Source organism: Pseudaminobacter soli (ex Li et al. 2025) (genome assembly GCF_003012705.1).
Classification (GTDB): domain Bacteria; phylum Pseudomonadota; class Alphaproteobacteria; order Rhizobiales; family Rhizobiaceae; genus Pseudaminobacter; species Pseudaminobacter soli.
Genome location: NZ_PXYL01000002.1, coordinates 547,227 through 559,347, shown reverse-complemented (window position 1 = coordinate 559,347; position 12,121 = coordinate 547,227). Strand labels below are relative to the sequence as shown.

The following is a 12,121-nucleotide window of genomic DNA, read 5'->3' as shown; positions in this document are numbered from 1 at the left end:
ACGTTCAGCCAACTGACGCCTGAACGGATGCGGCCTGACGTCCGATTTGCAGTGTGCGGCCCCACCAGGACAGATCATCGAGCAGAGCGACGGCCGCCTGTTCGAGATGCGGAAAATCCGCGAAATCTTTGCCCTGCTGCCAGATGCCAAGGAACTCTGTCATGCCGATGTTCACGGACTTGGGGATCGGCGCCATCTGAAGTTCTACGGCAACCATGCGCAGTTGCTCTATGGCGCGTGCGGCACCAACGCCACCATACCCGACGAAGGCGGCCGGCTTGCGGTTGTATGCCTGATAGGCATAGTCCAGCGCATTTTTCAGCATAGCACTGTATCCGTGATTGTATTCGGGCGTGACGAAGACAAGCCCGTCCAGATCGGCCAGCTTCGCCGCCCAGCGTTGTGCCGTATTGTCTCTGGGAGGTATCCAGAGCGGCGACCCTGGTTCATCAAAGAACGGCAATGGGTAGTCACGCAGGTCGATCATTTCGAAGCTGAGATCGGTGCGCCGAGCCGCAATCTTTTGAAACCATGCGGCCGCGCGCTCACTGAAGCGGCCCTGGCGCGTCGAGCCGATGACGATGCCGATGTGCGGGTTCTTGAACATGTGGGACGCCTTCCCTTTAGGTTGGTCGAACAATCGGGACCGAATGCAATTCCCGCTGCCACTAAAACATGATCACCGCATGTTTGATTGACTAGACGAGGATATCGGATTTAACTCCCCCATTATTCGAAGGAATTGCGACGATGCTCGACCTGAACGATCTCGGCCTGTTCGTGCAGGTTGTTCGTTTCGGCAGTTTCGCAGAGGCCGGGCGCCGCTTGGGGATTCCGGCCAATACGGTCAGCCGGCGCATTCAGGAGCTGGAAGAGCAGCTCGGCGCCCGGCTCATGCAGCGATCGACCCGGAAGCTGAAGCTCACGGATGCCGGGTATGAACTCTACGGTAACAGCGCCGCAGCCGTGGACGGATTGCAACAAGCCGGAGAGGATTTGATTTCCGGCGGGCGCATACCCAGGGGGCTAATACGTGTGGCCATGCCCGCCGACTTCTTCGACTTCTACAAGATGGAATGGGTGGCCGAATTCCTGGCCTCGCATCCGCAAGTGCGCATCGAGTTCGTGCTAAGCGACGCCACGGTCGATCTCATCGAAGAGGGCATCGATGTCGCCTTCCGAAGCACACAAACGCGCAGTCCGAATTATGTCGTGCGCAAGATTCAAAGCCGATCGATCGGACTTGTTGCCAGCCCGTCCTATCTCGCTGCGCGCGGGACGCCGGCCACGCTGCAGGATCTGACCCGCCATGACTGTCTCTTTGTGCCCCAGGCGCGGGATTATGCGACCTGGCGCCTACAAGGCCCCGACGGTGTCGAGGAGGAGGTGACCGTCACCGGCCGCGTCATGGCCAACACCGCGCAGGCAATCCGAAAGGCGGCTATTGCGGGCCTCGGCATCGCATTAACCCCGATACTGGGGACGGCCGATTTCGCGGCCGGCCGACTCGTGCCAGTGCTGCCGCAATACATGCGCCGCAACCTTTCCATGAGTGTCGTCTATCCCAGCCGGGCTCACCTGCCCTTGGCGGTTTCCGCGTTCATCGATTCCGTCGTCAGCAAGATGCGCACCGAAATAGTGAGCGCACAAGGCTTGTCGTAATTTGGGCCAGCGTACAAGCTAATCTGCAATTCAGCGCCCGCTTAGGCGAGTATATACGCATCCGCAGCAGTAGAAATCTCTTTGTTTGAGAATTGTCGTTGACTATTGCTCAGGTGTCTTGGACGAAGCAGGTGGGGGATGGCTGCAATGCGGACTGCGCCGCTTGGAATGATGGTATTCTTGTCCTTGCCATCCGGCACGTCAACGCAGCCAGGCCAACGGGGCTGGCTGCGCTGACATCCTGTGGGGCAAGGCACTTAGCCGCCGCCACCGCCGATATGCGGTTCCTTCTGCTCCATCAATTGCTGCTTCAGCAGGGGGACCGGATCGTCCGGGTGCTGCAGGTTGGGCACCAGGTCATTTGACGCGCCGCCGACATAGCGCCTGATGCTGGGATATTGCATGATCGACTTGTCGAAATCGATGACCACCGGATAGATCAGCGACAGGACCCAACCATTGTCTTCCCCGGAGAAGCGTCCTGGCGAGCTCGTCAGCACGCGCGCCGGGGCTGCCCCGTTGAAGATCATGTCGTATTTCTCATAGGGGTCCATGGTCAGGTTGTAGAGGGCGCCGATCGATCCCAGATTGGCAGTTGCGCCAAGCCAGGAATCCTTCGCCGTCCAGAGATATTTCCAGGCGATGTTGACCCAGGGCTCCCTGGGGTCGTCGCCGATATCCGCACGCACGCCAAGGAAATTCTCTCCATCGATATAGACCCAAGATCTGCGCGCGGAATGCTGGGCCTTGCCGAGGATGTAGGCGCTGTTGTCGATGCTGTCGAAGTAGATCGGCTTGCCGTCGTTGCCGACCCAGTCATGCGGGGGCGGGGTGAGGCCGACCATAGAGGCCAGCGTCGCCCAGCAGTCGATGTGCGACATCATTTCGTTGTACTGGACGCCGGCCGGGATATGGCTGGGCCACCACATGATGCCGGGAACGCGCCAGCCGCCCTCGAACGCCGACCCCTTTTCGCCGCGGAAGGGCGTGGTCCCGGCATCCGGATAGGCGTCGAGCCAGGCACCATTGTCGGCCGTCAGGATGACGATCGTGTTGGGGGCCTCGGCCCGGATGGCATCCATGATGCGACCGATGTCGGCATCCATTTCCATCAAGGAATCCGAATAATTCCCAAGCTTCGACCGGCCTCTGAACTCCGGCGCCGGGTTCGTCGGGTTGTGCATCTTGATGAAGTTGACGTCCATGAAGAAGGGCTTGCCGCCCTTGGCGTGCTGTTTGATGTAATCGATCGCCGAGTCGGTTTGCCGGATGTCGAACTCCGCCAGCGAGTCATAGGTTATGGTGCCGACCATTCGGGCGGCTTGCCCCGCAGTTCCTTCCCATTCGCCCAGATTGACAATGTCGTCGTACATCTTGTTGAATTCCCGATTGTAGGACGGGAACCAGGGATGGAACGTGCTGGCGGTGTCATTATAGGCATAGACGCCGGCATAATAGGCGGCAAAATGCTTCATCTGATCGAAGCCATGCTCGGTCGGATAGGCGTCTGGCTTATCGCCGAGGTGCCATTTGCCGGAGAAATAGGTGGAGTAGCCATTCTTCTGGAAGAATTCCGCGATCGTGGGCGTCTCCTTGCGGAGACGGTTTTCATCGCCCGGGGCGACCACGATCGAGAGCGCCGAGCGGATCGGAACGCGACCGGTGATGAAGGAAGCCCGGCCGGCCGTGCAGCTTGCCTGTCCGTACCAGTTGGTGAAGACAGCACCCTCCTTGGCGATCTGATCGACATTCGGTGTCGGGTGGCCGAGGCCCGCGCCGCCTCCGGAATAGGCTCCGAAGTCGCTCCAGCCGGTGTCGTCGGTCATCAGCACGACGATGTTGGGGCGCTGTTCCTGCGCCTGCGCCGGGCCCGAGAGTGCTGGCAACCCGACCATGAGAACCCCGGCGGCAAGCGCACCGAGCGACCGCGACGCGATCGTTTTGGAGCGGATTTCAATGCTCCGTCGTAAGATGGACTGGGAAAATCCTGCAGAACCGCTCGAGCTACCAGACGTTCTTCCATCGACGTCGGCTGCCTCGATATTGCGGCCATCTCCTGGCTTGTCTGTCATTGCACGCTCCTTCGATTGAGATCACCAATTCGAGTTGGCAGACACGCTCCCTCCCCTGGGCACCCCTATTTCGATCGAAATGCGCGATTGCTTGGCCTGTTGAAGCTCCCTGTTCGGCGGCTCGGCGTGCCATGTACCCGAGCCTGCTTTGGTTGACCGACGGTCGCCAGTCTTGAGCTGAATACGGCCGGTTCTTCCGGCAACGGCAGCGAGTATCTAGGGCAGGTATGACAAAGGGGAATAGATACCGAACACCTTGGTCCAATACCTGTTGTCTTCTTCATCGAGCATTTCTGACCAGCGCACGATCGAACAATGGATTGAGAGCATAAGCTCGAAAGAGCTTGGCGCGCATGTCAGGGATTTCATGACTGCCATTGCGCAGATGCGGAGCCCGCAAGTCTAAGCGCCAACAAATGCTGCGTTGTCTGAACGGCTCACGCAAATCGATTTCGGGGAAGGCCGTTTCGCCCGATGGGGTCATCAACGACTGCTTGGCCCCGGTCAACTCACGCCATTGCGCGAGCAGACCCGGATGACTGCAACGGGTCGAAAGCTGCCCATCTTCGCTGTCGCTAATCCTATCTTGCCAGCCTCGTTGAAACCCGCCGTTGCTTCCTCTTGACTCTTGTGTTCTCTTTTTGTTCTATAGGGGTGGGCCAGTAGTGAGGAGGCCGATATGGCGATCAACTATCTATCACACGAAACCCTGGAAGTTGCGGCGGTGTTCTGTAAGGACGATGACACCTGGGATTGGCAATTTCACATGGACTACCTCGATGTCCTCCGAGACCTGGTGGATGAAGGGTTGTTCAATGAGGGACGGCCAGAGGACGACCTCGCGCAGAGCCTGATGTTTCGCTCCACCAGCGACCTCAACGCTTCAGAGCGGCATCTTTTCGAGGAAAGCTTGCAGCCTCTCCTTGAGGCTCGCTGCTCCGACCCTGTCAAGTTCGCCGCCGAATATCAGCGGCGCGGGTCTGGTCGCTCCCGTCAGCACCGCAGCCATCAGGGGCGCCTTGCTGCATGACTTCCGCAGTATCCTGCGTTGTAGCAGAGGCCGTTGCCTGTTTAGGGCCGCAGGCAATACGGTTGCGCTACTGAAAATCTCGTAGCGTCCGCTTCCGACCAGAACGGCCAGTTGGCTGGAACGTCCGCTGTCCGACAACAAAAGTGAGCGCGGAAAGGTCCGAGATTGGCGGAAAGGAGGCGGTTCGGTTTGTGCCGGATTATTCGGGAAAGCTGACGCGCTACCGGTTCGCGCGAGCTAGTCGGCTCCTGGCCAAATGATGTCTCCAAGATCGAACAGACGCGTCGCCCGATCTTCCCAGCCGTCGATGTCAACCTTGCGCAGATCGCTTTCAGCATGGAGAAACGTCAATGTCAGAAGGCGACGTCTCATCGCGCTGTCACACTCGCCATCAACCGTGCCGTATCCCCTCAGAAGTGACTTGGTGCGGCCATGCGAACCCGCACACATGAATGCGGTGGGTGCAAGAAGATCGTATTCTCCCCAACCCGTCATGACATCCCCGAAATCGATGACCCCTGCGAGTTTCCATACCCCGCGATCTTCCGAAAGGAGGATGTTCTGGGGGATCCAATCTCCTGTCAGTATGACTGGTGGTGCATCAAGCGGAATGACCGACGGTGCATCAGCGAGTAGCACGCGGAGATCAGACAGAAAGCCCGGCGACATTCCCAACTGCCGGTGACGCTCGAAGCAACCGTCGATCTGTCCTTTGACGAAGTCCCGCCAAGAGGGTTTGCCTGTACTCAGGTCTCCTGGCGGAAGTGCCTGCATGCTGGAGATGGCGCCTCCTATCTGCTCAAGCACACGCTCCTTCTCCTGCTCCGGCAGCAGCGACCAAGCTATCGAACCTACAATGCCGTCGAGCTTGGTGATGATAAGCCAGCCCCAACCGTTGCGCTCACCCTCTGCTTCGATTGAAGGGATCGGGACGTCCATTTTTCCCGCCAAATACCGAAGCGCATTGCGCTCGCTGGTGAACTGCGTCCGGTAAATCGGCGGAAAAAGCTTCAGTATCAACCGATCGTCGAGGTCAATGACAAGGTTTGTGCTGTTGCCGAATTGCGAGAGGTTTCTGGGGTTGATGCCTTCTTCGCGAGCAATTCCGTTCACGAGCGGCAACCACTGATCTGGACGGGACCGCCACCTCTCAAAGTCGGTCTCATTAGCGATTTCTGGCGGTTCGACCATTCAGATTGCTTGCCCCATGTTCGGCAAACCGTGGAGAGCCGGATCGCGCTTGCTCATGTCGCGATGGCTGTGCGTCGCGTTGCCGAAACCACCGCGAAGAATGCAGCTATGCCCACCGCCCCGAGGCACGCATTGACTATTAGCGCAACATTGACACCGAAGCGCTCCATCAGTACGGAGAAAACGAACGGGGCCAGCGCCCCGGCTGCGAGCCGTGTGGCGGCCATGCGGCCCGTTATGGCGCCGTAGCCCGTCGAGCCGAACAGCCAGAGCGGCAGCGAGCCTTGGGCGATGCTGTTGATGCCCGAACCTAGGCCAACGCAGACGGCGAAGGCGACGGCTCCCGGCAGCCAGGTCCCCGACACACCGAGGATGACGACGCCCGCAACAATCAGGACAGCCGACAATGTCGCAAGCATGGGCGGCGACATGTTCTTGCCAAACGCCATGTTGACCAACCGGCTCAGAACCTGGGACGGGCCGAACAGCGAGCCGATCATCACGGCTGCGGCCCCAAAGCCGATCGTTCCCAGCATCGGCACCATGTGCGTCAGGATGGCAGACAGCGCAAAGCCCTGGAGGGCGAACGCCAGCGAGACCATGACCATGCCGCGCCGCCGGAGATCGGCCGGAAGCGCACCGACAACCGCCTCCTGTCCGTGATGGACGTACAACGCCGCTTCAGACTTCCTGGAGCGGGCGATCCAGTGGTGCAGCGGCAGGCAGGCGAGCAGGTTCAGCCCGGCGAACGCCACATAGATTTCGCGCCAGGAAAGATGCTCGTGGATGCGGGCTGTGATCGGCCAGAAAATCGTCGAGGAGAAGCCGGCGATCAAAGTGAGATAGGTGATGCTTCGCGATGCAGCCTGCGGACGGCTCTCGACGAGTGCCGCAAACGCGGCCTGATACAGCACCATGCCAGAAGCGACCTCCAGGAGGGCTATGGCCAGTGCGAACACGACCGTGGATGGTGACCAGGCACAGAGTAACAGGGTCAGGGCGGAGACGGCGGAACCGACGGTCATGACCATCGCCGCGCCGAAGCGGTCCATCCACCTGCCGACAAACGGGGCCGACAGGCCGCCGACGAACAACGAGGCGGAGAAGACGCCGAACACCTGCTCCACGGTCAGGCCGAAATCACGGGCCATCCCCGGGGCGAGGATGCTGAAGCTGTAGTAGAGCGTGCCGTAGCCGATGATCTGGGTAAGGCCGAGCGCGCCGACGACCCCAACGGGGATGCCATTTTTCATCTCAGGCGTTCCTGCCCTGGGAAGAAGCGGCCTCGAATGAGTCAAGCGCCATGCGCATCTCTTCCATGGACTGCGGGACGCCGAGCAGGGCGGAATCGTAGGGATCAATCGGAGGGTAGGTCATCGCCGTTCGATACACCGACGGGCGGATCTTCAAACAGCGGCAGAGGCCGCAACGGGCCTATGCCAGTGCATTGGTCCGGATCGCGCCAAAGTCGGAAGTGACGCGGCGCTGGCGAAAGAGTTCTCATAGGGTGTAACGTCGGATCTCGAAGCGCTTGCAGCAGTGTCCTCGAATTCGAGGAGCCACGAGGCGCCTGTGCGCGCCGCAGATGCGAGGAAGATTGAGATGGAAGACAGCGAGATTAGAGCTGCTCTCGATCGCCACTGGGCAGCCTCCGACGCGAACGACTTCGAGGCGGAGCATCGGATTTACCGAGAGGACGCGGTGCTCGAATACCCGCAGTCGGGTGAGCGCATCCGTGGTCGGCACAACATTCAGGCATCTCGTTCGGCGCAGCCGAACAAGAAGCGCTTCACCGTGCGGCGGATACTCGGGGCTGGCGACCTCTGGATCACCGAATTGGTTCTGACCTACGATGGGCGGCCGTCTTACACGGTCAGCATTATGGAGTTTAGGGACGGCCAGGTGGCCCGCGAAACCCAATATTTCGGCGATCCGTTCGAACCAGGCTCTTCGCGGGTTCAATGGGTGGAGCGGATGTCTTGAATGGCGCGAATGGACTGCGCGCGAGGTGTTGCGCCGAGATCGCAATAGGGTCGGCAATTGCCCCTACCGCCACATGCCGCGCATCTTGGCCTTGAGGTCGACGCGAATGTCGGGCTGAGGTGTGCGACCGCTGGCGGCCTGAGAGGGTGGCGGCCAGGACGTCCGCGTGAAACGGTCCAGCATGCCGTCTGGGATGAAGCGCGTGCGCGAGGCGTAGACATGCCTGTCGCCGCGCGACGCCTGACCGTGGACGAAGAAGCGCTGCGGTGTGATCAGGTGCAGGCTGTCCTTCGCACGCGTCATCGCGACGTAGAGCAACCGGCGTTCTTCTTCCAGGTCGTCGCGCTCGCCAACGGCAAGATCGCTCGGGATGCAACCGTCCACGCCGTTGAGCACGAAAACCTTGGTCCATTCCTGTCCCTTGGCGGAGTGGATTGTCGAGAGGATCAGGTAGTCTTCATCGAGATGCGGCGGCCCGGCCTCGTCGCTCGTTGCGTCCGGCGGATCGAGGGTGAGATCGGTCAGGAAGCGTTCCCGCGACGGGTAGCCGGCGGCGATTTGTTCCAGTTGCAGCAGATCGGCCCGCCTCGGCGCGGCTTCTTCGTGGATGCGTTCGAGATGCGGCTCGTACCAAAGCCGCACCCGTTCCAGGTCGGCAGGCCAGGCCGAGCGCGAGCGCAGACCCGAAAAGAGGTCGACGAAGCCCGGCCAATCGGCGTTTGCACGCGCCGGCGCGCGGAAGAACTGCAGGCCGAGAACCGGATCGAGCGCCCGCTCCATCGCGTCCATGGCTGCCGCTGCGGCTGACGGGCCAATGCCGGGAATGAGCTGCATCACCCGGAAGGCCGCGACCCGATCCTTCGGGTTCTCGGTAAACCGCAGCAGGGCGAGCACATCCTTCACATGGGCAGAGTCGAGGAATTTCAGTCCGCCGAACTTCACGAAGGGAATGTTGCGGCGGGTGAGCTCGATCTCCAGCGGACCAGAATGATGCGACGCACGAAAGAGCACCGACTGTTGCTTGAGGGCGATGCCTTCCTCGCGCGCTTCCAAAACCTTGTCGGCGACATAGTTCGCCTGCTCGGCTTCGTCGCGTACGGTCACGAGCAGCGGCTTCTCCGCCGAGCGTCTTTCGGTCCACAGGTTCTTGGTGAAGCGCTCTGGCGCTTCGCCGATGACTGCATTCGCAGCCTCGAGAATCGCATCGGTGGAACGGTAGTTGCGGTCGAGCGTGACGATCCGGGCAGACTCCGGAAAGTGCCCGGGGAAGTCGAGAATGTTGCGCACCTCGGCCGCGCGGAACGAATAGATCGACTGGGCATCGTCGCCCACGACCGTCAGTCCGCGCCCGTCGGGCTTCAGCGCCAAGAGGATCGCGGCCTGCAGTCGGTTGGTGTCCTGATATTCGTCGACGAGGATGTGGTCAAAGCGATTGCCGAGATGCTCGGCGATTGCAGGCTCGGCGCACATCTGCGCCCACCACAGCAAGAGGTCGTCATAGTCGAGGACGTTCTGTGCCTGCTTGGCGTCGACATAGGCCGCAAAAAGCTGCTTCAACTCCTCGGCCCAGCCGATGCACCATGGGAAGCTCTTGGCGAGTATGGGCTCGAGCTCGGCCCGGGCGTTGACCACCCGCGAATAGATCGCAAGACAGGTTCCCTTGGCCGGAAAGCGGCTCTCGGTCTTCGAAAGGCCGAGCTCGTGCCGTACCAGGTTCATCAGGTCGGCTGAATCCTCGCGATCGTGAATGGTGAACGCCGGATCGAGCCCGATCTCCAGCGCGTAGTCACGCAATAGCCGCGCACCGATCGCGTGAAAGGTGCCTGCCCAGTTGAGGCCATCCGTCAATAGCGCGGCCTTGTCGCCCATCACCCGGGCCGCAATACGCTCGACGCGCTTGGTCATCTCCGACGCGGCCCGCCGCGAGAAGGTCATCAGCAGAATGCGACGCGGGTCTGCGCCTTTGACGATCAGATGCGCGACGCGGTGCGCCAGTGTGTTGGTCTTGCCGGACCCCGCCCCTGCGATCACCAACAGCGGCCTCGTGACCTCGCCATCCCCATGCTCGACCGCGGCACGCTGCTCCGCATTCAGCGTGGCAAGATAAGCCTCACAGGGGGCAGTCAGTTCAGCCGAATCACGAAGGGCAACGTTCATGCCCCGGAATGAACTCTGTTTCCGGTTCGTTCGCAACCGCCGCGGGGTTGAGATAGGTTTCGGCAAGGCAAGTACGCCTGGTCTTCCGCCCGTAATAGAGCGCGGAGAGGGCTAGGCAGGTTGCTTCGGGGGAAACCGAAACAACTGCAACTGGTGCCCAGCTTGCGTATCCATGGCATGGTTCCAGGTTAGGTTGAAGCCTAGTCGGACTCTCCGTTCAGCTCGAGCGAGGGCAAACCGTGCGCGCGCAGCACCCACCGTCTTCCATCGCAGCGCAGGTCGGTGACGGAGAGCGGCGGTACATCGATGCGCCAGAACGCTGTCAGGGGCGCCGAAAGAACGTTGAGGATGGCGGCGCGCACCACGGCAGCATGTATGACCGCGATCACATGTCCGGGCGCAGCGCGCATCTCGTCAAGGAAAGCGGCCGCCCGCTCCGCGACGTCGTCAATGGATTCACCGCCTTTGGGCGCAAAGGCCGGATCGGTCAGCCATGCGGCGATAGCCTCGGGCTGGTCCTTCTCGATTTCGACAAGCGTCTTGCCAGACCAAATTCCGTAATCCTGATCCCGCAGGTCTTGGCGCACGGTCGCGCTTAACCCCAGTAGCTCAGCTGTCTGGCGGGCCCTCAAGGCGGGTCCGCACAGTGCCCGATCGGCGTCAGCAAGGTGGTCCCTGAGCGCTTGCGCCAGCTTCACGGAGCGCTTCTCCAGCGGTTCATCGCTCGGAAACCCGGACTTGCGCACGCCATGCGTGATCCCGCTGCAGATCAGCGTCAGCCGCGTTGCTCTCATGTCAGGCGCCCTCCTCCTACTCCGCCGGCCTGCCACCGGGCTCCGCCTGGTCTAGTTGTGTTTCGTTGTCAGGAATAGACCGTCGCACGAGCGTCCTTAACTCAATCCCACGAAAGCGCCCCACCGTTCTGGTACTCGATCACACGGGTCTCGAAGAAGTTCTTCTCCTTTTTGAGGTCCATCGCTTCGCTCATCCAGGGGAATGGATTCTCGGCTTCCGCAAAGACCGGCGCGAGCCCAAGTTGCGCGCAGCGACGATTGGCAATGAAATGCATGTACTGTTCGCACAGCGCCGCATTGAGACCGAGGAAGCCGCGCGGCATGGTGTCCCGGCCATAGGCGGACTCCAGCTCGGCCGCTTCCGCGATCATGCCACGCACCTCGTCCTGGAACGCCGAGGTCCACAGATGCGGGTTCTCCAGCTTGATCTGATTGATGACGTCGATGCCGAAGTTGAGGTGGATGGACTCGTCGCGCAATATGTACTGGTACTGCTCGGCGATGCCGACCATCTTGTTGCGCCTGCCGAGCGACAGGATCTGCGCAAAGCCGGTGTAGAACCACATGCCCTCGAAGATGACGTAGAAGGCGACGAGGTCACGCAGGAAGGCCTGGTCGGCATCGGGCGTGCCGGTGCGGAAGTCGGGGTTGTCGAGATTCTGCGTGTGCTTCAGCGCCCACGCCGCCTTGTCCGTGATCGACGGCACCTCGCGATACATATTGAACAGCTCGCCCTCGTCCAGCGAAAGGCTCTCCACGATGTACTGGAAGGTGTGGGTGTGGATCGCTTCCTCGAACGCCTGCCGCAGCAGATATTGCCGGCATTCGGGGTTGGTCAGGTGGCGGTAGATGGCGAGCACGATGTTGTTCGCCACCAGGCTTTCCGACGCAGCGAAGAAACCGAGATTGCGCTTGATCATGCGGCGCTCGTCGTCGGTCAACCCATCCCTGGACTTCCACAGCGCGATATCGGCCTGCATGGACACTTCGGTAGGCATCCAGTGATTGTTGCAGCCTGAGAGGTATTTTTCCCAAGCCCAGCGGTACTTTAGCGGCAGAAGTTGATTCACGTCGGCGCGCGCATTGATCATGCGCTTGTCGTCCACCGAGACGCGCGCACCGCCGCGTTCGATCTCGCCAAGGCCGGTTGCATCGGCGGCGGGAGCCTCGCCGGGAGTGGGGTTCAGGGCGATTGCGGGATTGGTTTTCGGTTCGGACCAGTCGAGCATGTT

10 protein-coding genes are annotated in these 12,121 nt (G+C 60.9%); 3 read left to right on the top strand and 7 right to left on the bottom strand.

What is annotated here, in order from left to right; all coding sequences use genetic code 11:
* Positions 1–4: 4 nt before the first annotated feature.
* The gene (locus tag C7I85_RS06140; protein WP_106723039.1) at positions 5–607 is read right to left on the bottom strand and encodes an NADPH-dependent FMN reductase; all 603 of its coding nucleotides are present in this window, start codon (positions 605–607) and stop codon (positions 5–7) included.
* 143 nt (positions 608–750) lie between these two features.
* Between C7I85_RS06140 and C7I85_RS06135 the strand changes: the two genes are divergently transcribed.
* Positions 751–1,662, top strand: a complete 912-nt coding sequence (locus tag C7I85_RS06135) for a LysR family transcriptional regulator (RefSeq protein WP_106723038.1) — start codon at positions 751–753, stop codon at positions 1,660–1,662.
* A 257-nt stretch (positions 1,663–1,919) separates the two neighbouring features.
* On the opposite strand, the gene C7I85_RS06130 is transcribed toward C7I85_RS06135, so the two are convergent.
* A complete protein-coding gene (locus C7I85_RS06130; protein WP_210203023.1) occupies positions 1,920–3,734 on the bottom strand; it encodes an arylsulfatase in 1,815 nt (604 codons plus the stop codon).
* A gap of 679 nt (positions 3,735–4,413) precedes the next feature.
* Between C7I85_RS06130 and C7I85_RS06125 the strand changes: the two genes are divergently transcribed.
* On the top strand, positions 4,414–4,764 hold the full coding sequence (locus C7I85_RS06125; protein WP_106723036.1) for a hypothetical protein: 351 nt from the start codon (positions 4,414–4,416) through the stop codon (positions 4,762–4,764).
* Positions 4,765–5,001: 237 nt separating this feature from the next.
* Here the strand turns inward: C7I85_RS06125 and C7I85_RS06120 are convergent, their stop codons facing one another.
* Together C7I85_RS06120 and arsK are read right to left on the bottom strand one after the other, a co-directional pair.
* Positions 5,002–5,955 (bottom strand): aminoglycoside phosphotransferase family protein, encoded by a 954-nt coding sequence (locus tag C7I85_RS06120; protein ID WP_106723035.1) that lies wholly within the window; start codon positions 5,953–5,955, stop codon positions 5,002–5,004.
* 53 nt (positions 5,956–6,008) lie between these two features.
* On the bottom strand, positions 6,009–7,208 hold the full coding sequence (arsK, locus tag C7I85_RS06115) for an arsenite efflux MFS transporter ArsK (RefSeq protein WP_106723034.1): 1,200 nt from the start codon (positions 7,206–7,208) through the stop codon (positions 6,009–6,011).
* A 349-nt stretch (positions 7,209–7,557) separates the two neighbouring features.
* Between arsK and C7I85_RS06110 the strand changes: the two genes are divergently transcribed.
* On the top strand, positions 7,558–7,938 hold the full coding sequence (locus tag C7I85_RS06110) for a nuclear transport factor 2 family protein (protein ID WP_106723033.1): 381 nt from the start codon (positions 7,558–7,560) through the stop codon (positions 7,936–7,938).
* Between the two features lie 63 nt (positions 7,939–8,001).
* Here the strand turns inward: C7I85_RS06110 and C7I85_RS06105 are convergent, their stop codons facing one another.
* The 3 genes from C7I85_RS06105 to C7I85_RS06095 all read right to left on the bottom strand — a co-directional run bounded on the left by C7I85_RS06105 (position 8,002) and on the right by C7I85_RS06095 (position 12,118).
* Positions 8,002–10,095 (bottom strand): ATP-dependent helicase, encoded by a 2,094-nt coding sequence (locus C7I85_RS06105; protein ID WP_106723032.1) that lies wholly within the window; start codon positions 10,093–10,095, stop codon positions 8,002–8,004.
* A 200-nt stretch (positions 10,096–10,295) separates the two neighbouring features.
* A complete protein-coding gene (locus C7I85_RS06100) occupies positions 10,296–10,889 on the bottom strand; it encodes a histidine phosphatase family protein (protein ID WP_106723031.1) in 594 nt (197 codons plus the stop codon).
* Positions 10,890–10,990: 101 nt separating this feature from the next.
* On the bottom strand, positions 10,991–12,118 hold the full coding sequence (locus tag C7I85_RS06095) for a ribonucleotide-diphosphate reductase subunit beta (protein ID WP_106723030.1): 1,128 nt from the start codon (positions 12,116–12,118) through the stop codon (positions 10,991–10,993).
* Positions 12,119–12,121 lie beyond the last annotated feature (3 nt).